The organism is Pseudorhizobium endolithicum, assembly GCF_902153245.2.
GTDB lineage: Bacteria > Pseudomonadota > Alphaproteobacteria > Rhizobiales > Rhizobiaceae > Neorhizobium > Neorhizobium endolithicum.
In genome coordinates this window covers 428,064-451,377 of the sequence record NZ_CABFWF030000012.1, presented here as the reverse complement: position 1 = coordinate 451,377, position 23,314 = coordinate 428,064, and the positions used below count along the sequence as shown (strand labels likewise).

The 23,314-nt window shown below is 63.3% G+C and carries 26 protein-coding genes; 6 read left to right on the top strand and 20 right to left on the bottom strand.

Translation table 11 applies throughout. From position 1 onward, the window contains the following. Positions 1-3: 3 nt before the first annotated feature. The 9 genes from ftsH to ybgC form a co-directional block, all read right to left on the bottom strand. Positions 4-1,938, bottom strand: a complete 1,935-nt coding sequence (gene ftsH, locus RTCK_RS12025) for an ATP-dependent zinc metalloprotease FtsH (RefSeq protein ID WP_142592962.1) — start codon at positions 1,936-1,938, stop codon at positions 4-6. Positions 1,939-2,036: 98 nt separating this feature from the next. Next, complete coding sequence (tilS, locus tag RTCK_RS12020; protein WP_142592961.1) at positions 2,037-3,356, bottom strand: tRNA lysidine(34) synthetase TilS; 1,320 nt, start codon at positions 3,354-3,356, stop codon at positions 2,037-2,039. Between the two features lie 13 nt (positions 3,357-3,369). Beyond that, entirely contained in the window at positions 3,370-4,371 is a 1,002-nt protein-coding gene (ybgF, locus tag RTCK_RS12015) for a tol-pal system protein YbgF (RefSeq protein WP_142592960.1), read from the bottom strand. Between the two features lie 176 nt (positions 4,372-4,547). Further along, positions 4,548-5,084, bottom strand: a complete 537-nt coding sequence (gene pal / locus RTCK_RS12010; RefSeq protein WP_142592959.1) for a peptidoglycan-associated lipoprotein Pal — start codon at positions 5,082-5,084, stop codon at positions 4,548-4,550. A 174-nt stretch (positions 5,085-5,258) separates the two neighbouring features. Then, a complete protein-coding gene (tolB, locus tag RTCK_RS12005; RefSeq protein WP_142519864.1) occupies positions 5,259-6,563 on the bottom strand; it encodes a Tol-Pal system beta propeller repeat protein TolB in 1,305 nt (434 codons plus the stop codon). A 20-nt stretch (positions 6,564-6,583) separates the two neighbouring features. Beyond that, positions 6,584-7,705 carry a hypothetical protein gene (locus RTCK_RS12000; protein ID WP_142592958.1) on the bottom strand — a complete coding sequence of 374 codons (1,122 nt, stop codon included), beginning with the start codon at positions 7,703-7,705 and terminating at the stop codon, positions 6,584-6,586. Between the two features lie 10 nt (positions 7,706-7,715). After that, positions 7,716-8,168 (bottom strand): protein TolR, encoded by a 453-nt coding sequence (gene tolR / locus RTCK_RS11995; RefSeq protein WP_142519862.1) that lies wholly within the window; start codon positions 8,166-8,168, stop codon positions 7,716-7,718. A 21-nt stretch (positions 8,169-8,189) separates the two neighbouring features. After that, positions 8,190-8,909: a protein TolQ gene (tolQ, locus tag RTCK_RS11990; protein ID WP_142592957.1), complete on the bottom strand. Its 720-nt coding sequence runs from the start codon at positions 8,907-8,909 to the stop codon at positions 8,190-8,192. A 221-nt stretch (positions 8,910-9,130) separates the two neighbouring features. Continuing rightward, entirely contained in the window at positions 9,131-9,580 is a 450-nt protein-coding gene (gene ybgC, locus RTCK_RS11985) for a tol-pal system-associated acyl-CoA thioesterase (protein ID WP_142522810.1), read from the bottom strand. 122 nt (positions 9,581-9,702) lie between these two features. On the opposite strand from ybgC, the gene RTCK_RS11980 reads away from it, so the two are divergent. The 4 genes from RTCK_RS11980 to RTCK_RS11965 all read left to right on the top strand — a co-directional run bounded on the left by RTCK_RS11980 (position 9,703) and on the right by RTCK_RS11965 (position 13,995). Beyond that, positions 9,703-10,923, top strand: coding sequence for an NAD-dependent epimerase/dehydratase family protein (locus RTCK_RS11980; RefSeq protein ID WP_142592956.1), 1,221 nt, complete (start codon positions 9,703-9,705; stop codon positions 10,921-10,923). Then, positions 10,923-11,783, top strand: a complete 861-nt coding sequence (locus tag RTCK_RS11975; protein ID WP_142592955.1) for a glycosyltransferase — start codon at positions 10,923-10,925, stop codon at positions 11,781-11,783. Before RTCK_RS11980 ends, RTCK_RS11975 begins: the two co-directional genes overlap by 1 nt. Further along, the gene (locus RTCK_RS11970) at positions 11,783-12,697 is read left to right on the top strand and encodes an NAD-dependent epimerase/dehydratase family protein (protein ID WP_142592954.1); all 915 of its coding nucleotides are present in this window, start codon (positions 11,783-11,785) and stop codon (positions 12,695-12,697) included. Before RTCK_RS11975 ends, RTCK_RS11970 begins: the two co-directional genes overlap by 1 nt. 98 nt (positions 12,698-12,795) lie before the next feature. Continuing rightward, the gene (locus RTCK_RS11965; protein ID WP_142592953.1) at positions 12,796-13,995 is read left to right on the top strand and encodes a hypothetical protein; all 1,200 of its coding nucleotides are present in this window, start codon (positions 12,796-12,798) and stop codon (positions 13,993-13,995) included. 63 nt (positions 13,996-14,058) lie between these two features. Here the strand turns inward: RTCK_RS11965 and RTCK_RS11960 are convergent, their stop codons facing one another. The 8 genes from RTCK_RS11960 to ruvC all read right to left on the bottom strand — a co-directional run bounded on the left by RTCK_RS11960 (position 14,059) and on the right by ruvC (position 18,338). Further along, positions 14,059-14,649: an NUDIX hydrolase gene (locus tag RTCK_RS11960; protein WP_142592952.1), complete on the bottom strand. Its 591-nt coding sequence runs from the start codon at positions 14,647-14,649 to the stop codon at positions 14,059-14,061. Further along, the gene (ruvB, locus tag RTCK_RS11955; protein WP_142592951.1) at positions 14,642-15,682 is read right to left on the bottom strand and encodes a Holliday junction branch migration DNA helicase RuvB; all 1,041 of its coding nucleotides are present in this window, start codon (positions 15,680-15,682) and stop codon (positions 14,642-14,644) included. The genes RTCK_RS11960 and ruvB overlap by 8 nt, the downstream gene beginning before the upstream one ends. Continuing rightward, a complete protein-coding gene (locus RTCK_RS11950; RefSeq protein ID WP_142519854.1) occupies positions 15,679-16,077 on the bottom strand; it encodes a PIN domain-containing protein in 399 nt (132 codons plus the stop codon). Before RTCK_RS11950 ends, ruvB begins: the two co-directional genes overlap by 4 nt. After that, complete coding sequence (locus RTCK_RS11945) at positions 16,001-16,336, bottom strand: AbrB/MazE/SpoVT family DNA-binding domain-containing protein (protein ID WP_142519853.1); 336 nt, start codon at positions 16,334-16,336, stop codon at positions 16,001-16,003. The genes RTCK_RS11950 and RTCK_RS11945 overlap by 77 nt, the downstream gene beginning before the upstream one ends. A gap of 61 nt (positions 16,337-16,397) precedes the next feature. Continuing rightward, positions 16,398-17,015, bottom strand: a complete 618-nt coding sequence (ruvA, locus tag RTCK_RS11940; protein ID WP_142592950.1) for a Holliday junction branch migration protein RuvA — start codon at positions 17,013-17,015, stop codon at positions 16,398-16,400. A gap of 12 nt (positions 17,016-17,027) precedes the next feature. After that, positions 17,028-17,441 carry a type II toxin-antitoxin system VapC family toxin gene (locus RTCK_RS11935; protein WP_142592949.1) on the bottom strand — a complete coding sequence of 138 codons (414 nt, stop codon included), beginning with the start codon at positions 17,439-17,441 and terminating at the stop codon, positions 17,028-17,030. Position 17,442: 1 nt separating this feature from the next. Beyond that, positions 17,443-17,616 carry a hypothetical protein gene (locus RTCK_RS20915; protein ID WP_235988676.1) on the bottom strand — a complete coding sequence of 58 codons (174 nt, stop codon included), beginning with the start codon at positions 17,614-17,616 and terminating at the stop codon, positions 17,443-17,445. 209 nt (positions 17,617-17,825) lie between these two features. Then, entirely contained in the window at positions 17,826-18,338 is a 513-nt protein-coding gene (gene ruvC, locus RTCK_RS11925; RefSeq protein WP_142519849.1) for a crossover junction endodeoxyribonuclease RuvC, read from the bottom strand. Positions 18,339-18,539: 201 nt separating this feature from the next. Here ruvC and RTCK_RS11920 point away from each other — a divergent pair, with 201 nt between their 5' ends. Together RTCK_RS11920 and RTCK_RS11915 are read left to right on the top strand one after the other, a co-directional pair. Further along, the gene (locus RTCK_RS11920; RefSeq protein WP_142592947.1) at positions 18,540-19,559 is read left to right on the top strand and encodes a methyl-accepting chemotaxis protein; all 1,020 of its coding nucleotides are present in this window, start codon (positions 18,540-18,542) and stop codon (positions 19,557-19,559) included. Positions 19,560-19,660: 101 nt separating this feature from the next. After that, the gene (locus RTCK_RS11915; RefSeq protein ID WP_142519847.1) at positions 19,661-20,659 is read left to right on the top strand and encodes an LLM class flavin-dependent oxidoreductase; all 999 of its coding nucleotides are present in this window, start codon (positions 19,661-19,663) and stop codon (positions 20,657-20,659) included. Positions 20,660-20,678: 19 nt separating this feature from the next. Here the strand turns inward: RTCK_RS11915 and RTCK_RS11910 are convergent, their stop codons facing one another. The 3 genes from RTCK_RS11910 to RTCK_RS11900 form a co-directional block, all read right to left on the bottom strand. Further along, positions 20,679-21,425, bottom strand: coding sequence for a YebC/PmpR family DNA-binding transcriptional regulator (locus RTCK_RS11910; RefSeq protein ID WP_142519846.1), 747 nt, complete (start codon positions 21,423-21,425; stop codon positions 20,679-20,681). 100 nt (positions 21,426-21,525) lie between these two features. Next, positions 21,526-22,377 carry an MBL fold metallo-hydrolase gene (locus RTCK_RS11905; RefSeq protein WP_408004533.1) on the bottom strand — a complete coding sequence of 284 codons (852 nt, stop codon included), beginning with the start codon at positions 22,375-22,377 and terminating at the stop codon, positions 21,526-21,528. A 108-nt stretch (positions 22,378-22,485) separates the two neighbouring features. After that, a complete protein-coding gene (locus RTCK_RS11900; RefSeq protein ID WP_142519844.1) occupies positions 22,486-23,310 on the bottom strand; it encodes a TIGR00282 family metallophosphoesterase in 825 nt (274 codons plus the stop codon). Positions 23,311-23,314: the final 4 nt, after the last annotated feature.

Below are 23,314 nucleotides of genomic sequence, written 5' to 3'. Positions count from 1 at the left end.
AACTCAGTGCGGCTGCGGCTCCAGCCCGCCATCGGCCTCGCCACCCTTTGGCTCGTCCTTCTTGATGCCCGCGCTCGGTACTGCCGAGCCGCGGGTGGGCGGCGCATCATCGCCGAGGTCGCGCGAAGGCTTCTGCCCCTTGATCAGCGCCTTGATCTCCTCGCCGGAAAGCGTCTCGTACTCCAGCAGCCCTTCGGCGAGCGTGACGAACTCGTCGTGGTGCTCGGTCAGGATGCGCCGGGCCTCGCTATAGGCTTCCTCAATCAGGCGCCGTACCTCGGTGTCGATCTTCTGTGCCGTGGCCTCGGAGACGTTCTTCGACTGCGAGACGGAATGGCCAAGGAAGACCTCCTGCTGGTTCTCGCCATAGGCGACCTGGCCCAGGATGTCGGAGAAGCCCCACTGGGTGACCATCGCACGGGCAAGCTTGGTGGCCTGTTCGATGTCGGAAGATGCTCCGGACGTGATGTTCTCCTTGCCGAAGGTCAATTCCTCCGCCACGCGTCCGCCCATCATGATGACGAGGCGGGAGATCATCCACTTGTAGCTCATCGAATAGCGGTCGCCTTCCGGCAACTGCATGACCATGCCGAGCGCGCGCCCGCGCGGAATGATGGTGGCCTTGTGCAACGGATCGGCAACCGGAACATGCAGCGCCGTGATCGCGTGCCCGGCCTCGTGATAGGCGGTGAGCTTCTTTTCCGCCTCGGTCATGGCGGAGGAGCGGCGCTCCGCCCCCATCATGATCTTGTCCTTGGCGTCCTCGAACTCCTGCATCGTGACGATGCGCTTGTTGCGGCGGGCGGCCATCAGGGCGGCCTCGTTCACCAGGTTCATCAGATCCGCGCCGGAAAAGCCGGGAGTACCGCGGGCGAGAACCTTCAGGTCGACGTTGGGAGCGAGCGGCACGTTGCGGACATGCACCTTCAGGATGCGCTCGCGGCCGACGATATCCGGATTCGGAACGACGACCTGCCGGTCAAAGCGGCCGGGACGCAGCAGCGCCGGATCGAGAACGTCCGGACGGTTGGTCGCCGCAATGAGGATGATGCCCTCGTTGGCTTCGAAACCGTCCATCTCGACCAGCAACTGGTTCAGCGTCTGCTCGCGCTCGTCGTTGCCGCCGCCGAGGCCTGCGCCACGATGGCGACCGACAGCGTCGATTTCGTCGATGAAGATGATGCAGGGCGCATTCTTCTTCGCCTGCTCGAACATGTCGCGGACGCGGCTCGCACCGACGCCGACGAACATCTCGACGAAATCGGAACCGGAAATCGTGAAGAAGGGAACGTTCGCCTCGCCGGCGACGGAACGGGCGAGCAGCGTCTTGCCGGTACCCGGAGGGCCGACGAGCAACACGCCACGCGGAATGCGCCCGCCAAGGCGCTGGAACTTCTGCGGATCGCGCAGGAATTCGACGATTTCTTCGAGGTCCTGCTTGGCCTCGTCCACGCCGGCGACGTCCTCGAAGGTGACACGCCCGTGCGCCTCCGTCAGAAGCTTGGCCTTGGACTTGCCGAAGCCCATCGCGCCACGCGAGCCACCCTGCATCTGCCGCATGAAGAACAGCCAGACGCCGAGGATAAGCAGCATCGGCAACAGCGTCCCGAGATAGCTCAGGAATCCGGAAGACCCGTCGGTTTCCGGCCGGGCGACGATGGTGACGTTCTTGGACTGGAGGCGCTCGATCAGCGTGTCGTCGACAACCGGCGAATAGGTCTGGAAGCCGGCGCCGTTCTCGACATAGGTGCCCATCACGCGGTTGCCGGTGACGACGACCTCGCGCACGCGGCCGGAATCCACGTCGCTGAGAAACTGCGAATAGGGAACCTCGCGCGAACCCGTCTGCGACGGCGCCGTCTGGAACATGCTGAACAGCGCGATCAGCAGAAGCGCTATGATCGCCCAAAGGGCGAAATTACGAAAGTTTGGGTTCATCGAACTCCCCGGGGAACTGTCTGGCAGCGCGAAACCGCCCTGCTTGGCCTAACATAGGGTCCGGCCTATGCCTTGCCAAGGCAAACCGCTCGCGCTGGTTACCTTTTCCGTACGGAATCGGCGAAGGGCACCGCTGGAAAATCGTCGCACCCGATCAGCTTCGCCAAAGTCGACGCCAGGTTATGATCGAACTGCGGCAGAAAGCGGTCGAAGGGAGCGAGGATCGGCGTGCAGGCCAGACCGCGGGAATGGCCCTCCGTACTGCAGCAGGGAGGCAGCGAGCCGGCCGCGCGCATGGCCACGGACGACGGCACGCCGGGAAAGAGTCCCATGGCCGCTTGCCGGAGGATCGGCGGCACGGAAAGCGCTTCCGACACAAGGCTTGGCACGATCCGGAAGCGGCCGTCCCAGAGAACTGCCGTATCGGCCGTCACGGCGAGTGGCGGCAGATCGCGCGTCTCGCGGCAGAGGTAGAGACCGGATCGCCGGCCGTCGAAGACGACCCTGCCGGCGGTCATCCGCCAGGTCGCCGGCTCCCGGCAAGCCTGGAGGACCCGCCCCATGACATCCGCGGAAGGCCCCTGTTCCCGTCCTCCAAGAACGGCCGCCGAGGTCGAGAGTGCATACCGCAGCACCGCCGGATCCCCATGCAGCCCTTCCGGGGCGACATGCATCAGCACCCCGCGCCGGACCTGCGCATGGTGATCCAGCCAGGCGGCCGCCGCATCCGCAAGCCGCGTCCGCTCGCAGGCGGCCGCCTCGATCTCGGACGGAGAGAGCGGCGACGACCCGGCAAGCGCCATGCGCGTGCGGGCACGCTCCGAAGCAGGATTGATGTTGGACGGATCCTCGATCCAGCCGTGGCCGGCGGCGCGAAGATAGTCACAAATCGCCTCACGGGCAGTCTGGAGAAACGGCCGCAACAGCCAGTGCCGGCGGTGCAGCAGGACGGCGTCGGCCATTCCCGCCAGCCCCGGAGCGTTCGGATCGCAGCGGCGTGCCGCCCGCATCATGACCGTCTCGATCTGGTCGTCCAGCGTATGCCCCGTGAGGATGGCGGTGGCGTCGAGCTCGTCCGCCTCGGCGCAGAGCAATCGGTAGCGCGCCTCGCGCGCAGCCGCGGCGATGCCGGTGGAAGGCTTGTCGCCGATCCATCGCCGGGTCGCGTGGCCGATCCCCAACCCGCGGCACAGGTTCGCGGCCTGTTCAGCCTCGCGCGCCGATTCCGGCCGAAGCCCGTGGTCCACGGTGACGGCAAAGACTTCCACCCCCGCGACCCTCCGGCGGGCGAGCGCGACAAGCAGCCCGGTGGAATCGCTGCCGCCCGACATTGCCACCAGCAGCCTAGCCGGCCGGTGCAGCCGGGCCAGCAGCCGATCGGCCGCGTCGTCGACGGAGACTTGTTGGTGTGCGGTCAAGGCGAACCGCCGATCAGCAACTCAGGCGCTTCTGCTCGGAAGACACTTTGGTCAGAACGGCACGGGAAGAATTGGGGTAACGTTTCTTCACTTCGTTGAGCGTGGCGCATGCCGTTTCATTGTTGTCGAGCGCTGCAAGCGACATGCCGAGCTTCAGGAGCATTTCCGGGGCCTTGGGCGACTTGCCGTAGGTCTGGTGCGCGTTCAGGAAGGTCTTAGCCGATTCATTGAACTTGCCCTGCGAATACTGCGCCTCTCCCAGCCAGAAGCTGGCATCGGCCGAACGCGCGCCTTCGGGGTAATCGGCGAGATATTGCGTGAATTCCTGCTCCGCCAGCGCATAGTCGCCGGACAGGATATGGTTGTAGGCGACCTGATAGACATCGCTCTCGCTGCCGAGCGAGGCGGTCTGCTGCGGATCCCGGGCGGGAGCCTGGGCCTGGCCTTGATTCCGGGACGGGAGGCCCGGGCCGGTATCGACGCCTGGCAGGCCGGAAGAATTGTCCACGTCATTGCGCGTGACCGCCCGTGGATTTCCGCTCTGGTCGAATTCGATGGAGCCCAGCACGGTCTCCGGTGCAGCCGTCCGGGCCGGTTCACCGGCTGCCGGGGGCGTTTCGATGATGCGCGCGACGTCGTCGGCCGGCTGCTCGGGCGCCGTCGTCTGCGGTGCGCCCGAAGTGGCGACGGCCGGTTTCCCGGCCGCTCCATTCTCGCTCTTTTCAAGTTCCTGGAAGCGAAACTCGTTGTCTTCCTGAGTTTTTCGCATCTGCTCCTGCATCTGCAGAAGCTGGAAGCTCATCTCCTCGATGCGGCCATTCAACTGCCGGATCGTTTCCTCCAGTTGCTGGATCCGCACAGACGAATCGCCGGCCTGCACCATCACCACCGGAGCCTGGGTCTCCTGCTGTGGTGCCTGGCGGCGTCCCTGCAGGAGTTCCGGCAGGGAGAATGCGCCTGCGGAACCGCTCGTAACCATCAGCCCCAGCATTGCTGCCAAGACAAGTCTCTTCATGTTGTTCGTCCTGCTTTGATCTGCGCCGGTTTGGCGCGACTGCAGATTTTGCCAATCCACGCCAAAAAGCAACTGAGCCCGCTGCTTAAAATCAACTCAAGTTCGGCCAAACTATGGAGAACGAAAAAGGCGGCCCGTTGGACCGCCTTCACGATTTCGTTTGCAGGTTGCGAGGATTACATGCCTGCGCCGCCGAGGACGGTGACGGCACGGCGGTTCTGCGACCAGCAGGAGATGTCGTCGCAGACGGCAACCGGCTTTTCCTTGCCGAAGGAGATCGTCTTCATGCGGTTCGCTGGAACGCCGCGTGCAGCGAGGTATTCCTTGGTGGCGGCTGCACGGCGGGCGCCGAGCGCAAGGTTGTACTCGCGGGTGCCGCGCTCGTCCGCATGGCCCTCGATGGTGATGGCGTAGTTCGGATAGCGGGCAAGCCACTGGGCCTGGCGGTCGAGCGTCTGCTGCGCATCGGCGCGGATCGAGGTGGAATCGGTGTCGAAGAAGATGCGGTCGCCGACATTGACCGTGAAATCCTGCTGCGAGCCGGGCGTGGCAGCACCGCCGGCACCGCCCAGTCCGAGATCGCCGGCATTGTTCGGCAGGTTCTTCTTGTTGGCGCAGCCGGCAAGGGCGAGCGCGAGCGTCAGCGCGATGACGGCCGGATTGCGGGCGAGGGTCTGCATGCGGCTCATCGCCGGGGTAACGGTGCGGCTCATGGCCGGTCTCTCCTTAGATCAACGTATCAGAGTTGCTGAACTCTAACTGGTCTCGGTTAACCGTCTTAGAACGCTTATGGTTAACGAACCGATTCGATGTCCCTTGAGGGCTTCCTTTTTCAAGAGAATGGGGCGGCAAAGAGGCGGAAAACCGCCTCTGTCCGCATTCCGCCACTATTCGAGCAGCGGCGACCAGGCCGGGTCCGAGGCATAGGCAGGCGTCTTGATCTGCTGCTCGTTGTAGCCCGTCAGATCGATCGAATAGAGCTGCGGCCCCCCTGCCCCGGCATTCTGGCGGAAGAACATCAGCACGCGGCCGTTCGGCGCCCAGGTGGGGCCTTCGTTGTGGAAGCCGGTCGTCAGGATGCGCTCGCCGGATCCGTCCGGCTTCATCACGCCGATGGAGAACTTGCCGCCCGACTGCTTGGTGAAGGCGATGAGATCGCCACGGGGAGACCAGACGGGGGTCGAATAGGATCCGTCGCCAAACGAGATGCGCGTCTGGCCGGAGCCGTCGGCGTTCATCACGTAGATCTGCGGACGGCCGCCCCGGTCGCTTTCGAAGGCGATCCGCGTGCCGTCAGGCGCATAGGACGGCGAGGTATCGATCGCAGGCGTGTTCGTCAGGCGGGTCGTGGTGCGAGAGCGCAGATCCATCGTGTAGATGTTCGCATTGCCTTCCTGCTGGAGGCTCATGATGACCTTCTGGCCGTCAGGCGAGAAGCGGGGCGCAAACGTCATGCCGGGAAAGTTGCCGACGACCTCACGCTGTCCGGTCTCAAGCTGCAGCAGGTAGACGCGGGGCTGGTTGCCCTCGAACGACATGTAGGTGACTTCCTGCCGGTTCGGCGAGAAGCGCGGCGTCAGGACGATGTCCCTGCCATTGGTCAGCTGGCGGACGTTGAAGCCGTCCTGATCCATGATCGCCAGCTGGCGCTGACGGGCATTCTTCGGCCCGCTCTCGGAGACGAAAACGACGCGGGTATCGAAATAGCCCTTTTCGCCGGTAATCCGCTCGTAGATGGCATCGGCGATGATATGGGCGACGCGGCGCCAGTTCTCCGGCTGCGTGAAGAACTGCTGGCCGGTCATCTGCTGGCCGGCGAACGTGTCCCACAGGCGGAATTCGGCGCGAAGCCGCCCGTCGCCCTCGCGGGTAACGCGGCCGGTGACGAGCGCCTGGGCATTGATGACCTTCCAGTCCTCGAAGCGCGGCTGCTGGTCCGGGTTGGAGATCTTCTCGATGAAGGCGCTCTTGTTGACCGGCGCGAACAGGCCGGAGCGCTGAAGGTCCGCCGCGATCACCTGGCTGATCTGCGCACCCAGCTCATTGCCGGATTGGAAGTCGGTAATGGCGATCGGCAGCGGCTCGACATTGCCCTTGTTGATGTTGATCTCCACCAGCGCGTGCGCCGGGGCGAAGCTCATGGCCATGCCGGCAAACGCGATCATCAGGCGGATGAAAGAACGTTTCATCATAATGTTCAGCCTTTCAGCTTTTACAGCATTTCGCTGGGGTCGAAGTTCACGACAACCTCGCTCCAGGCATCGTATTTTTCGACAGGGAGGTTCTTGAACGGCGCCGAGCGCATGACGGCCCGCAAGGCGCTGCCTTCGAGCGTGCGCCGGGCGGTGTCGGAACCGCCGGTCGCGAATACTTCGGGACGGCCGATGATCTGGCCGCTTTCATCGAGACTCATCCTGACCGTAATGATGACGCCCTCGGCACCCTCGATGCCGGCGATGATCGACCAGTTGTTCTGGATCTGGCCGCGCAGCGCGTCCATCTCGCTCTGGCTGAGCGTCGAGCCCGACGTCGTCTTCTTGCCTCCCAATGCCGCTGTCTCGGTCGAGCGCTTGGCGCCGCCGCCGGCAGCCTCCTGCTTGTTCAGCAGAGCGGCGATCTCATCGGCATTGAAATCGCTTTCCTTGGAAGAGGTCGACTTCGCCGTCTCCTGCTTCTTGTCCGCAACCTTCTTGTCGCTCGGCTTCTCGGCGGCTTTCGGCGTCTCGGGCTTCTTTTCCGCCGGCTTCTCGACAGGCTTTGCCTGCTCCTTCGGAGGCTCGGGCTTCGGACGGGCGGCCGGTACGGGAACGGCGTCGGGCAGCGGGATTTCCTCTGCGGTCGCTTCTTCCGGCACGGGTTCGGGTGTCGGTTCCGGAGCAGGTTCGGGCGCGATCTCGGGCTTGGCCTCGGGAAGTGCGGCGACCTCCGTGGGCTTGGGCGCCGTCTCTTCCGGGACGATCTCCTTGACCTTGTTCGTCTCGGTCGCCGGATTGGGCAACGGATTGTCCGTCTTCTCGGGCGCCGCCGCGACTTCCGTCTCGACCGGCTTCTTTACCGGTGTCGGCGGCGACTTCAGGTCGATGTCGTTGTCACCGGCATTCTCAGCATTCTCCACGATGTTCGGCTTGCTGGTCGGAACCGGCGCGGCCTTCTCCGCCATCGGAGCGTTCTTGTCGCCCTGCTGGATCTGCGTGATCGATTCGACAGGGATGATGTCGACCGGCAGCGCCTCGACGTCAGCCACGTCGAAAGAGGCCGGGGCGCCCAGGGAAAGGAGCGCCCAGCCAAGCACCATGGAGTGCAAAACGAGAGATGTCCCGAGACTTCCCTTCATCGCGACCCGATCACTGCTCCTGTTCCTGCAAGGTTACGAGGCCGATGTTCTTGAACCCGGCCGCGGAAATGCGCGCCATTACCTTCATCACCACGCCATAGGCCGCAGCCGTGTCGCCGCGCACATAGATGCGCTCGTTGTAGCCGGTGGTGGCGATCGCCTCGAGCTTCGGCACCACTTCGTCGATACCGATCGCCGTTTCCTGCAGATAGATTTCGCCGGCGGTGTTGACGGATACGGTGATCGGCTGGGTATCAGCATTCATCGCCTTCGCCTGCGTTTCCGGCAGGTCGATGGGCACGCCCACCGTCATCATCGGCGCCGCGACCATGAAGATGATGAGCAGCACGAGCATGACGTCCACGAGCGGCGTCACGTTGATCTCGCTCACGGGACCGTGCTTGCGCCCGCCGCGACGTCTGCGTCCACCGCTGCCGCCCTTGGCCCCAACAGACATACCCATGGCAGTGCCTCCTCCGACCGTCTACTGCGCTGCTGCGCGCGGCTGCAGCTTCTCGTCGATCTGCCGCGACAGGATGGCGGAGAATTCGTCGGCGAAACCTTCCATCCGGCTGGAGAGCTTGCCTGCCTCGGCGGAAAACTTGTTGTAGGCGATGACGGCGGGAATAGCCGCGACGAGGCCGATGGCCGTCGCCAGAAGCGCTTCCGCGATACCCGGCGCCACGACGGCGAGGTTCGTCGATTTGGACCCGGCAATCGCCTGGAAAGAGGTCATGATGCCGACAACGGTACCGAAGAGGCCGATGAACGGCGCCGCGGAACCGATCGTGGCCAGCGCGCCGAGCCGGGCTTCATAACCCTCGCTTTCGCGCGCCATGGTGACGTCCATTGCCCGATCGATACGCATCTGCAACCCGATCGGGGAGCGCGCACCGCGCTCGAAGCTCTTTTTCCACTCGCGCATGGCGGCGACGAAGATGGCGGCGAGGCCGCCGTTCTGGCGTTCCGCCAGTGTTCGGTAAAGCTCCTCGAGCGACTGGCCGGACCAGAACACCTGTTCGAACTGGTCGAACTGGCGCTTTGCCTTGCCGTAGCTGACATACTTGTCGATCACGATCGCCCAAGTCCAGACCGAGGCCGCGAGAAGACCGATCATGACCAGCTTGACGACGAAACCAGCCTGCATGAACAGCGCCCAGAGACTGACGTCGTGGGTCGCTGCAGCCAAACCTACCTCTTCCATCTATCCATTATCCCCGAATCCAAACGCCCGGCACATGACCGGGCGGGTTCAAAAGCGCTCTCGCGAAATCCCATGGTCGCTGTTTGCGCTCTACCCCAAGGTGCCCTGAGCTTTCAGCATGGCTTCTCGCTTTCAAATTTGGTCAAAGGAAGGCGTGCATTGCACAATTTCCCAGGCCTTCAGTAAGCACTCATTATGGTTAAGAATGTGTTATCGGCCCGTTACTTTGCGGAGCGAAGAAACTTCTCCGCGATCGTCTCCGGCAGTCTGCGCGGGCGGCCGTGACGGTTGATCACCGCGATGACCACCTTCGCTGCGATCAGCAGCGTATCGCCGCGGCGGATCTCCTGGTTCAGCACCATCTTCGCTCCACTTGCCTTCTCGGTGGCAGTCTGGATGGTCAGGATGTCGTCCATCCTTGCGGGCAGCTTGAAGTCGATCTCCATGCGGTGGACGACGAAGACGAGCCCTTCCTCGTCCGCCGCAAGCAGGTCGCTCTGCTCACATCCGAGGCAGCGCAGGTAATCGGTGCGGCCGCGCTCCAGGAAATGCAGGTAGCGCGCATGGTAGACGAGACCGGAAAAATCGGTGTCCTCATAGTAGACCCTTTGGACGAGCCGGTGCCCCGTCTCCGTCAGTTGGCCGGAAAGAAGAAAATTGTCAGTGGTCATCGTCATGCCTTAGTGGATCGTCGTGATGGACGGATGGCGGCGAAGCCGTCATGAGGTATTGTGTTCCTGTCACAAATCCTCCCTATCAGGAAACCGGGACCGACAACCAGCGGAGTTGATTCATGAAGATAGCAGTTCTCGGCGGCGATGGTTTCGTCGGATGGCCCACCTCCCTCCATCTCTCCGACGCCGGTCACGAGATCCACATCCTCGACAACCTGTCGCGCCGCTGGATCGACACCGAACTCGGCGTGCAGTCGCTGACGCCGATGGATTCCATCCAGGAGCGGACGCGCGTCTGGCATGGGGAAACGGGACGCCGCATCCACTTCCACCTGATCGATCTCGCCAAAGACTACGAGCTCCTGAAGGGCTGGCTCGCCAGGCACCGGCCGGATGCCATCATCCACTTCGCCGAACAGCGTGCCGCGCCCTATTCGATGAAGAGCGACCGCCACAAGAACTACACGGTCAACAACAACGTCAACGCTACGCACAACCTGCTGAACGCGATGGTGGAGCTCGACCTCGACGCGCATCTCGTCCACCTGGGCACGATGGGCGTCTACGGTTACTCGACCGTTGGGGCGGCGATTCCGGAAGGCTACCTGCCGGTTGGCATCGAGACCATGGATGGCCGCACCGTCAGCCAGGAAATCCTTTATCCGAGCAATCCCGGCTCCATCTACCACATGACCAAGTGCCTGGATCAGCAGCTCTTCGCCTTCTACGCCAAGAACGACGGCCTCAGGATCACCGACCTGCACCAGGGTATCGTCTGGGGAACGCATACGGAGCAGACCCGCCGCCATCCGCAGCTCGTCAACCGCTTCGACTATGACGGCGACTACGGCACGGTGCTGAACCGCTTCCTCATCCAGGCGGCCATCGGCTATCCGCTCACCGTCCACGGCACCGGCGGCCAGACTCGCGCCTTCATCCACATCCAGGACTCTGTCCGCTGCATCGAGATTGCACTCAAGAATCCGCCGCAGCGCAACAGCCGCGTCGAGATCTTCAACCAGATGACGGAAACGCACCGGGTCCGCGACCTCGCCGAAATGGTCGCCCGCATGACAGGCGCACAGATCGCCTGGCTGCCGAACCCGCGCAAGGAAGCGGCGGAAAACGACTTGGTGGTAAAGAACGAGAAGTTCCTGAACCTCGGGCTTGCCCCGACGACGCTGGGCGAAGGGCTGCTTGAAGAGATCGTCGACGTCGCCAAGAAGTTCGCCTACCGCGTCGACCGCTCCCGCGTCCCCGCCGTCTCCGCCTGGACCAGGGACATTGCCGCCAAGGTGGAGCACGATCCGGAAGGCAGGCGGCTGAAATCGGTGTCCTGATGCCGCCTGAATACGGCGGACAGGGCATATGCTCCGCCTCTCCCGCCCGTTCAGACCGTAGCTTCGTGACGCTGGTGACCAATGCCGACTACGCCATGGGCGCGACCGCGCTTGCACGGTCACTGCGGCTCACTGGAACGACTGCGGATATCGCCGTTCTGCATACCGGCGGCGTCGATACGACGGCGCTGGAGCCGCTGACGGCGCTTGGCTGCCGCCTGGTGAAAGTCGGCCACCTGCCGCTCTCCGACGCCTTCAACGCGCGCCACGCCCGCGGGAACATCCATGGCGCGGCCCCCTTCACGAAGGGCCGCAAGCCGGATTTCCACACGCCGCTCGACAACTTCTGCAAGCTGCGGCTCTGGGAGTTGGAAGAATACGGAAGATGCGTGTTCATCGATGCCGATGCGCTCGTGCTGCGCAACATCGACAAGCTGTTCGACTATCCGGAATTTTCCGCCGCTCCAAATGTCTACGAAAGCCTCCACGACTTCCACCGGCTGAATTCCGGCGTCTTCGTCGCCAGGCCATGCCGGCAGACTTTCGAACGCATGCTGGAGCGGCTGGACCGCCCGGACGCCTTCTGGCGGCGCACCGACCAGACCTTCCTGGAAGCCTTCTTTCCGGACTGGCACGGCCTGCCGGTGACCATGAACATGCTGCAATATGTGTGGTTCAACCTGCCGGAACTCTGGGACTGGCGGAGCATCTCGATCCTGCACTACCAGTACGAGAAGCCGTGGGAGAAGGAGCATCCGGAGGCGGACAGGCTGCGGCCGCTGATCGACCTGTGGCATGCCTTCCACGACGGACGCGACATTCCGGACATCGCAACCCTTCCCAATCCGGGCACGTCCTGATGAAGGTCCTCGTTTCCGGCGGCTCCGGCCTTGTCGGCCGCTATATCGTCAACGGACTGCTTCAGGCCGGGTATGATGTCGCGGTGGGCGGAAGGACACCGGCCCCACGGGACTGGTTCGTCAAGTCCGCCGATTTCGTCCCGCTCGTGCTCGATCCCGACGAAGACCAGCACCTTGCATTCAAGGGCATGGATGCCTTCGTTCACGCAGCCTTCGACCACCTGCCCGGAAAATACCGCGGCGGCGAAGGCGAGGATCCCGACCGCTTCCGCCGCCTCAATCTGGATGGAACGGTCAGGCTGTTCGAAACAGCGAAGGCGGCCGGGGTCGGGCGTACCGTCTTCCTGTCGAGCCGCGCCGTCTATGACGGGCTTTCGGAAGGCGAGGCACTTGACGAGACAGCCGTCCTCTCTCCGACCTTCCTCTATGGCCATGTGAAATTCGAAGCGGAGAAGGCGCTGCAATCGCTATCCGGTCATGACTTCGTCATAACCAGCCTGCGCTTGACCGGCGTCTACGGCAACCTCCGTCCCAACAAGTGGGACGACCTTTTTGCCGACTATCTGGCGGGCCGTCCCATTGTTTCCCGCGCAGGCACGGAGGTGCACGGCAGCGACGTCGCATCCGCAGTGCGGCTTATGCTGGAGGCCGACATTGGAGACATCAATGGCAGAGCCTTCAATGTCTCCGACATCATAGTCAACACGGTCGACCTCCTCCCGCACGTTCCGACCCGTCTTGACCCTGCAGGACAAACGGTGAAGCCCATGAACACCGGGCGGATTTCAACCTTGGGCTGGACATCCGGGGGGTATCCTCTTTTGGAAAGGACGCTTTGCGAACTCTATCGAGCCTACCGAATAGATGGCCATCCGGGACTTCGCGCTTTAGCTGCACCAAAAAACAGAAAATAACCTCTGGTTGTATGGACTGAAATCTGTTTAACTCCCTGCGTGTGTAAAGCGCACCGGTGCCGTGGCTGTTTCACGGTCTTCGATAGGGGGAAGCATCAATGCCCATTGAAACTCTGAATCCGGATGTCTGGAAGCTGGTTGGCCACCTGGACGGCACGTGGACAGCGAATGGCGGGGAAAACTACGGTTGGGGAAGCGTGCCCACCGAGAGCCAGACACTGACGGCCGCGGCAATCCTTCCGGTCTATAAACTGCAACAAGGCGATCAAAGCCAACTCAAGGACTACTACCTGGTCGCGGGCGACACCTATCACGGCATCCAGGGGTCTCCCTCCAACCCGTCTGCGAACTGGGTTTCGGTAGGGTTCTATGCCAACTACATGAACCTTGAGATCCGATGCACCACACCCGGTGCGCGGGTGTTGACATTCGGTCCCAACAGCACGGTCGAGCAGGCGACGATCAGCTTCTCGATCGGCGGAGAGTTGAGCGGAGAGGGCGGAATGGAAGGAGGCAAGGCAGGAGGATCCCTGAGCGCAAGCGTCGGCGTGAGCTTCACGGCATCGGAAGTTTCATTCGCTGCTCGCCCCGCAACGAGCTCCATATCCTGGCGCGCGAGCCTTCCCGGCGTCGGTTGGCTCGGCCCGGCGGTTCCACCCAATCCAGCTAGGCCGTCATATGCCGGCTACCTCTGGAACCCGGCGGTGATCTTTGAGCTTCCCCAGGGACAAACACCGGCGCTTGAAGGTACGTTCCTCGTCGATTTCGAGTACAACTGGACGCGAGGCATACGGAAGCGGGCGTTCAACAAGCCTATCGCGCTCAGCTATCAGCCGGAGAAGCACGCGATGGATGTCGAAGCGAAGCTTCCTACCATCCTTGAACGCCTGACAGAACTGGGTGCAACTCCAGGAACGCCGGGGCGCACCGACAACTTCCTGGCTGCGCTCCGGAGTTCCGGGGCCATCAAGGGCTTTGACGACAGCAACGTGAAACTGCTTGTCATCGCTCCGACAAACCAAGCCATCGAGGGTTATTTCTCCGCCAATCCAACGGTTGCAGCAGCTGCGGTCTCACCCGCAAACGCTCGATGGCTGGAGGATTTTCTTGGTGAAAGGATCAGGCCTCTGGGCGGAGGCACGCTGAGTTCGGACACCCTCGCCCGGCTTCGGAAGGCAACCTCATCCCAGGGAGAATCGTTCGACTGCGCCGATGGCACGCTGCACCTCACGGATGAATACGAGGTGGATGCGAACCTGTTGAGCGCAGCGGATGAACTCCTTCATTCCAGCCGGTAACCTCCTATCGGAGCGGCGCGCCGCGGCCGCTCCGGCACAAACACCGGCGACTTTCGTTCTCCTTCAGTTCCGGCTGCCGCCCGAACACCCGGCCACAGGCAGTTCATAGCGCCGGAACGCCTTCCGCGACATGTCAGAGTCGAGATTGTTGTCGTCCCAGACGACGTGGCAGGTCGTCTCGGGCAGGTTCTCGATCTTGCCCGCCAGGAAATAGGGCGGCAAGTCGAAGGCCTTCAGCCCGGCTTCCGTCGCCGGAATCCAGCGAAACTCAAGCGGATGCTCGTCCTGCACCCGGTGCACGACGTCGTCGACATGAAACGGGAAATGCTCAGGCACATCCATCAGATAGTAAAAGCCGAGCTCGTGCCAGTCACGGTCCTCATAGTGGAAGAAGTTCTCCACGACCCACAGCAGCCGGCCGACGGTCACCTCGACGCCCAGTTCCTCGATCATCTCCCGATGCAGCGTCTGCGCACTTTCCTCGCCGAACTCCGCCCGTCCGCCCGGCAGGGTCCAGAACGCTTCGTGCGTCGCGCGATGAACGAGGAGATGGCCGTCACGAAACCCCAGCCCGGCCACCCGCATCTGGAAGATGCGCTTCGGCTTGAGCTTCATCCGAAGCCGGTAGTCGCGCAGCTTGTCCTTCTTACTCATCGTCAAACTGGATCCGGAACTGTGCCGCTTCGAGGTCCTTCGGCGGCTGCAGGCCGAGGTGCTTCCAGGCGGTCGCCGTCAGAACGCGGCCGCGCGGCGTCCGCTGGATGAAACCCTGCTGGATCATGTAGGGCTCGATGATGTCCTCGATCGCATCGCGCGGTTCGGAAAGCCCTGCGGCAATCGTCTCGATGCCAACCGGGCCGCCACCGAAGTTCATGGCGATCATAGTGAGATAGCGATTGTCGAGCTGGTCGAGGCCGCGATTGTCGACCAGGAGGCGGGTCAGCGCCTCGTCGGCGATCTCGCGCGTCACGGCTTCCGCCCGCGCCACCTCGGCAAAATCGCGCACGCGCCTGAGCAGGCGGCCGGCAATGCGCGGCGTCCCGCGGGCACGGCGGGCGATCTCGCGCGCGCCGTCATCGGTCATCGGCAGGTTCATCAGGCGCGCCCCGCGGCGCACGATCAGTTCCAGTTCCTCGACCGTGTAGAAGGCGAGCCGGACCGGAATGCCGAAACGGTCGCGCAGCGGCGTGGTGAGAAGGCCAAGCCGCGTGGTGGCGGCCACGAGAGTGAACTTCGACAGGTCGATCTTCACGGAACGCGCCGCCGGCCCCTCCCCGATGATGAGGTCGAGCTGGAAATCCTCCATGGCCGGATAGAGGATTTCTTCCACCGCCGGGTTGAGCCGGTGGATCTCGTCGATGAAGAGCACGTCCCGCTCTTCCAGATTGGTGAGCAGCGCCGCAAGATCGCCGGCCTTGGCGATGACCGGCCCGGAGGTGGAGCGGAAGTTGACGCCGAGCTCCTTCGCCATGATCTGCGCCAGCGTCGTCTTGCCCAGCCCCGGCGGCCCGACGAACAGGACGTGATCCAGCGCCTCGCCGCGGTTCTTCGCGGCCTCGATGAAGACCTTCAGGTTGGCGCGGGCCTCCGCCTGGCCGGTGAACTCGTCCAGCGACTGCGGGCGCAGCGTCGTGTCGAGGTCCTCGCCCCGTTTTTCCGGTGAAATCAGGCGGGCGGCATCACTCATGTCAAAAGTTCCATTCCGGGGACTGTACGGGCGGCCTTGATGTCGAAAGTCACCGTTGCCAGACAGCCGGCGCGTTTTGCGTATTCGGCGACGAGATAGTCCGCGACGTCGAAACTCGTGAGCCCGGCAGCGGAAAACACTTCTCTCATCAACGCGGGATCCTCAAAGACGACCTCGCGGCTGTCCAACAGGCCGAGAAAAACCGTAGCGATCTGCTGGTTCTTGAAGCCATAACTCCGGCTCATGACCCAACAAGCCTCCGCAAATACGAAGAGCGAGATGTAGGCGGGACTTTCCGATGATCTGGCGCGAAAGAATTCAGCGGCGCTTGCGTGCTGCTTCGGATCGTCCTTCATCAGAAATCTCAGCAGCACGTTGGTGTCGATGCCAATCACGCACAATTCTCCGATCGTCCGCAGCCAGGGCTTCCGCCACCGCGTCGTCCATTCCCTCGACTGTCAGACCTCTACCGCTCCGTGGGCGCCCCAGAATCCCGGCAAATTCCATGATGCTTCTCGTCTTCGCTCGAAGCTTGACCTCCCCGTTCTCGATCGAGAAGTCCATCTGATCTCCAGGCTGAAGATCAAGATGCCGTCTGACCTCGATCGGGATGGTCGTCTGTCCTTTAGATGTCAATTTCGCTATATAACCCATAGGGGGCCTCCGATCCTTACTTCAGACAATAGTAAGGAATAGATCCTTCGGCAACGAAGGATCACCGCGCCAGTTCCTTCAGCCCGAGCCGGATCAGTTTGGCGCTGTCGGCCCCTTCCCCGGCGGCTTTCAAGGCGGCCGCGACCGCATTGGCCGCCTGATCCCGCGAATAGCCGAGATTGGTGAGCGCCGAGACCGCATCGGCCACCGGCGCCGATGCGACACCCTCCCCAAGTTCCTGCTTCAGACCGATATTGGCCGATGCCTCCCCGGCGAAGGCCGGCGCCTTGTTCTTCAACTCCGTCACGATCCGGGCCGCGACCTTCGGCCCCACCCCCGGCGCTCGCGAGACGGCCGTCTTGTCCTGCAGCGCGATGGCATTGGCGAGTTCCGACGGCGTCAGGGTCGACAGCACCGCAAGAGCCACCTTTGCCCCCACGCCCTGAACGCTCTGCAGGAGATTGAACCACTCCCGCTCCAGCGCCGACAGGAAGCCGAACAGCTTCAACTGGTCTTCGCGGACATAGGTCTCGATGAACAGCACCACCGCCTCGCCCACCGCACCCACCCTCGAAAGGGTACGGGACGAGCAGAAGGCTTCGTAGCACACGCCGTGCACATCCACGAGAAGGTGATCGTCGCCGATCTCTTCGATGGTGCCTTTGAGCTTGCCGATCATGGATGAGGTCCGTCAAGGATGGGTTTCAGGTGTAATGAGGGGAACTTCAGGGAAGTAGCGGCGGTAGCCTTGCGGATCGCGCGTCAGGATCGAATAGCCGCGGACCAGGGCATGCGCCCCGATGAGCAAGTCTGGCAGCACACGCTCGCGCGCACCGCCAGCCTTCCGGTACAGGCCAAAAGCAGCACCGGCCGCGAAGGCGGCAGCCCACGGAAGGCCTTCACGCCGGAAATCTTCCGGGAGCAACAGCGTCTCGACCTCGCTCATATCGCGATAGCGTACCGAAAACTCCGCATAGATGACCGGGTTGATCGCCAGCGGCACTCGCCCGGCGAGCCTTGCGAGCGCGCGACGGGACCACTCGAGCCAGACAGGATCGCGCACGGCGATATCGACGAGGACATTGGTATCGACCAGGACGGCCATATCAGCGATCTCGGGTCATGCCCATCAGGACATCCGCGTCGATGGACGGGTCCCCGGTCCCCTCGATGCGCCGCAACCTCGCCATGAACCCCTCCAGCCGCTGCCGCTCCTGCTCGTGCAGCGGATCATTCTTCGGCGCGACAGTCAGCTTGCCGTTCTCCACGGTGAAGACCACTTCGGAATTGGGCTCGATGCCGACCAGTTCCCGCAGATCCCGCGGTATGGTGACCTGCCCTTGGACGTGACGCGCATGATTGTGCTCCGGTTTGGTAATACCTATTCCGACCGTCGGAACAAGTCAAGAACAAGCAGGCGCCACCGGATGTCTTGCGGAGCTTCCCAACCGCGACATGAATCTGCGAGTTTTCTTGGGCCGGCAGCATTCTAGGCCGAAGCCAGCACCTTCCGCATCCTCTCGCCGCCGCGGTTATGGGCATGGCAGATTGCGATGGCGAGCGCGTCGGCGGCGTCGTTGCCGATGAAGGTCGCCTTCGGCATCAGGATCTTCAGCATCATGTGGATCTGCTGCTTTTCGCCGTGCCCTACGCCGATGACGGCTTTCTTGACGGCGTTCGGCGCATATTCGGAGACTCGCAATCCCGCTCTCGCCGGCACCAGCATCACCACGCCGCGCGCCTGGCCGAGCTTCAGCGTTGCCACCGCATCCTTGTTGACGAAGGTCTGCTCCACGGCCGCTTCGTCCGGTCGGTAGGCGTGCACCACCTCGGCGAGGCCGTCATGTAGCTGGCAGAGCCGGGAGGCGAGATCCATGTCGCCGTCCGAGGTGACGGTGCCGGAAGCCACGAAGCGCAGGCTGTTGCCCAGCGTCTCGATGATACCCCATCCCGTGCGGCGCAGGCCGGGGTCGATGCCGATGATGCGAATCGTGTCAGTCATGCAGGCCACTCTAAAGCCTTGGTCTCGGTCCTGTCATGCGGGATGTGAACAAAACAAAAACAAATCTTCCGGATGCGGTTAATTCGCTGTTAACGCTGCCGGCCGAGTCCCGTGTAAAAGCCCGCGTCGCTGTGCAACACTCTTCCGCCTGGTGAATTAGGTCGCCAGAACATGCGCATACGGAATCATGAGGAGGCCGACATGCGGGATCGAGATCGTCTCGAGAGCGAACTGCTGGAACTTCGCGCGGTGGCGGATGCCCTTGACGGCAGCCTTCGCAGACTAGCCTCCGGCGACATCTATCAGAACATCGATGTGCCGTTCCCGCGCCCCTTCGAAGGGATGCGCAAGGATTTCAACCGCGGCCTTGACACCGTCGCCCGCAGCATCGACGAGATCATCAGCCGCACGCGGGAACTCCGCTCCGAGGCGGCTGAACTCGGCGACAGCCTTCGCCGCTCCGGGGAAGAGGGTGCCCGCCGGTCGGCAACGGTATCGGCAGCGGTCGCGGCGCTTGGGAGCGCTGCGGGCAATAGCCGCAACCAGTCCGCCCGCTGCGGGCATATCTCCACCATCGTCCACAATGCGCGCCTGGATCTCGGCCGGCCCCGTCAGGCTGCGGGCGAGGCCGCCCGCGAGGCGCGGCAGGCCTGCCGTTCACTGGAAAACCTGAAGATGCTCGCCGAGGACCTGCACTCCGTGCTGCGGGAGGCGTCGTTCCTCGCCCTCAATACCGGTGTCGATGCCGCGCATGCCGGCCCCTCCGGAGCAACCACGCTCGATATGGCCAAGGGCCTGCATGCCATGACCCAGAAGGTCGGCGCGACCGCCGTGGCGATCGCGGAGGCGGCCGACCAGGCGCTCGGCGCCGCCGGGTCCGGAGCACGGAAGATGGAGGAACTGGACCGGGAATTCGATGCGCTGAACCTTTATCTGGAAGCGGTGGATAGCCAGGTTGGCGCGCTCGGCGAAAGTGCCGAAGGTCTGGAAGCGAGCCTTGCCTCGACCCGCACCGACCTGGCCGCCCTGTCGAAGAAGCCGGAAACGGCAGAAGCGGAAACCTCACATCCGCCGCAGTTCCACCTGGATGCAATCGATCGCGCGGCCGCCGAAATCGCTCGCCAGGCCGGCCGGTTCACGCCTGTGCGGACGCTCTACCCGCCGCTCCCCCCCTCCCCCTCCCCCGGCAGCCGGGGGCATCTGCGGCTGGTGAAGTCGTAAGGAGTTCGTCTCGGCGGAAGCCGTGACGGATCGGGTCTCGTATTGGCGGATCGAATGCCTACATGCATTGCACGATCCGCCGATACTCTACAGGACCTCATATGATTCCCTTCTCCATTCTCGATCTTTCCCCCGTACCCGATGGGCTGGAGGTGCGCGATGCGCTGGACCAGTCGCGCCGGATTGCGATCGCGGCCGAAGATGCCGGCTACAAGCGCATCTGGCTGGCCGAGCATCACGGCATGCCCGGTATCGCCAGCGCCGCGACCTCCGTCGTCATCGGCCATATCGGCGCCGCCACGACGCGCATCCGCATCGGTTCCGGTGGGATCATGCTGCCCAATCATTCGCCGCTGGTGATCGCCGAGCAGTTCGGAACGCTCGCTGCCCTCTTCCCCGGCCGTGTCGATCTCGGATTGGGCCGCGCCCCCGGCACCGACATGCGGACCGCCCGTGCGCTTCGCCGAAACCTGGAGGCCGGTGCCGAGAACTTCCCGCACGATATCGTCGAACTGCAGCGGCTGCTCGGCATCCCGACGGAGGATCAGCCCATCCTGGCGATCCCGGGGGCAAATTCCAACGTCCCGCTCTGGCTGCTCGGGTCCAGCCTCTACAGCGCCCATCTGGCGGCGGCGCTTGGGCTTCCCTATGCCTTCGCCTCCCATTTTGCGCCGGACATGCTGCTCGACGCGCTGGCCATCTACCGCGAACGCTTCCAGCCGTCGGAAGTGCTGGACAAGCCCTATGCGATGGTCGGCGTGATGGGTGTGGCAGCGGATACGGACGAGGAGGCGGCCCGCCTCTTCACCTCCTCGCAGCAGCAGTTCATCAACCTGCGCCGCAACGTTCGCGGCAAGTTCCCCAAGCCCGTCGATACGATGGACGGCCTCTGGTCGGAGATGGAGCGGATGAGCGTCGAACACACGCTCCGCTACGCCGCAGTGGGTGCGCCTTCGACGCTGGAGGCGAAGCTTTCGGGCTTCCTGACGGAGACGGGCGCGGATGAACTGATCGTCTCGATGCCGATCCACGACATCGAGGCACGGCTGCGGTCCGTCGAACTCTTCGCGGGCCTGCCGTTGATGGAGAAGGCGCTCTAGCGCCTCCTCCGAATTCGGATCAGGCCGAAAGCTTGGCCATGACTTCTTCCGACACCTCGAAGTTCGAGTAGACGTTCTGCACGTCGTCGTCGTCTTCGAGGTTGTCGATCAGCTTCATCAGCGACTGCGCCTTTTCCTCGTCGACGGGAACCGTGTTCTGCGGCTTCCAGACGGCTTTGACCGTCTCCGCCTCGCCGAGGCTCGCCTCGAGTGCCTTGGACACTTCTCCGAGGTTTTCGAAGGCACAGGTGATGGTGTGGCCCTCCTCGTCGGTGACCACATCGTCGGCGCCCGCCTCGATTGCAGCTTCCATCACTTTGTCGGCATCGCCGGCATCCGGCTTATAGGTGATTTCCCCGACACGGTCGAAGGAGAAGGAGACCGAACCGGTCTCGCCCAGCGCGCCGCCGGCCTTGGTGAAGATCGAGCGGACATTGGACGCGGTGCGATTGCGGTTGTCGGTCAGCGCCTCGACGATGACGGCCGTTCCGCCGGGGCCGTAGCCCTCGTAGCGGACTTCCTCGTAGTTCTCCGCGTCACCCCCGGCGGCCTTCTTGATGGCTCGCTCGATATTGTCCTTCGGCATCGACTGCGCCTTGGCGTTCTGGATCGCCAGGCGCAAGCGCGGGTTCATTGCCGGGTCGGGCATCCCGGTCTTGGCGGCGACGGTGATTTCGCGCGCGAGCTTGGAGAACATTTTCGACCGCACGGCGTCCTGCCGGCCCTTGCGGTGCATGATGTTTTTGAACTGTGAATGGCCAGCCATGGCACCCCTGATGACGTCTATCTCATGGAATGCCGGGGGTTATAGTTTCGAAGAGGCGCCGGTTCAAGCGCCACCGGCAGTTTGGACACACGCCTGCGGCTCACATTCCCTGCGGCACGAGGATCGTGGGACGCTTGGGAAGCGTGCGCATCGAGACGCGGATGATCGGCTCGCTGGCATAGCGGATGTCGAACTTGCCGGCCAGCATGCCGAGAAAGCGATCGAGCGCGCTCGGCCGGTGCATCGGCAGGATCAGTGAGGAGCGCAGCCTGTCGGCTACCCGGCTCATGCTGTCGGCACCCATTGTCAGGCCGCCGTCGACCGGCACCATCAGGATGTCGAGCCGGCCGATCTCGGCATAGTGGCTGTCGGTGAGCTCATGATGGAGGTGGCCGAGATGACCGATGCAAAGGCCGGCGATCTCGAAGATGAAGATGGAGTTGCCGTTCTCTTCGAAGGCACCGTCCCAGGAGCGAATGTCGGTTGTGACGTTGCGGATATAGGCGTCCCCCACCACCACATTGTGCTGCGCCTTTTCTCCCGGCACGTCGCTCCAGCCCGGCAGGACCTCCTCGATGCCGGCATCGGGCGCCAGCGTGAAATGCGTCGAATGCGCCTTGTTCATCGTCACCACGTCCGGCACGCGGACGGGCCGGTATACGCCGCTGTAGTCGGTGGCGATGCCGACGCCGGCGGGCGTTTCGATGAAATAGGTGGAGTGGCCGACATAGGTGATCTCCACGGTCTCCTTGTCGGCAAGATCGGACTGCGGCTCGGCCTGTGCGCGAATGACGGGAAGTCCCTCGGTCGCGGACAGGCTGGCGAACTGCCCCCCCGGCAGGGAATACGCGATGGCCTGGCACTGACTGACCGCCATGGCCGCCTCCTGTGCGGCGGCGGAGCCGGAGACGATGATACCGAAAAGAACGAAGGCGAAAGTCCGCAGCATCATGCCACTCCCTGGTCCGGTACCGGGGAAGGATGCTGCAAGGGATCAAACCGGTCCAGCCGCCTGCTGGTCCGTAGGGCTCACATTTCCGTCATCCGGAGAGGGCGGCGTTCAGCTCCAGAAGGGGGGAATGGTCTCTTCCAGTCGCGGGCCGATCCTGAGCGGCGCGATCTTTTCGGCAAGACCGGAACTGTCGGATATATCCACGCCCACGCCGCAGATCGTCGCCGGCCCGCTTGCCGCCTCGAAGCGACCCTTGGGCATCTTCGAGATGAAGCGGTTCAGCGGCTCTTCCTTGTCCATGCCGAGTGAGCTGTCGTAGTCGCCGCACATGCCCGCATCCGACATGTAGCCGGTGCCGCCGTTGAGGATCTGACAGTCCGCCGTCGGCACATGGGTATGCGTACCGACGACGAAACTGGCGCGCCCGTCGACGAAATGGCCGAAGCACTGCTTTTCGCTGGTCGCCTCCGCATGGAAGTCGAAGACGATCGCGTCCGCCTGTTCCTTGAGCGGACAGGCTGCGAGGATGGCTTCGGCGCTCTTGAAGGGATCGTCGAGCTCGGGATGCATGAAGACCCGGCCCATGATGTTCGCGACGAGGATCCGGGCGCCGTTACGGGCATAGTAGATGCCCGATCCGCGGCCCGGCGTGCCGGATGGATAGTTGGCCGGGCGGAGGAACTGCTCGTGGCGATCGGCGAAGACAACGGCTTCCTTCTGGTCCCAGACATGGTTGCCGGTCGTCACCACATCCGCGCCGGCATTGATGGTTTCGAGGTATATGTCTTCCGTGATCCCGAAGCCGCCGGCAGCGTTCTCGCCGTTGACGATCACGAAATCGAGCCGCAGGTCGGAGATCAGGCCGGGCAGGCGCTCCCACACCGCCGTCCGGCCACTCTTGCCAACCATGTCACCGAGAAACAGAAGCCGCATGCTC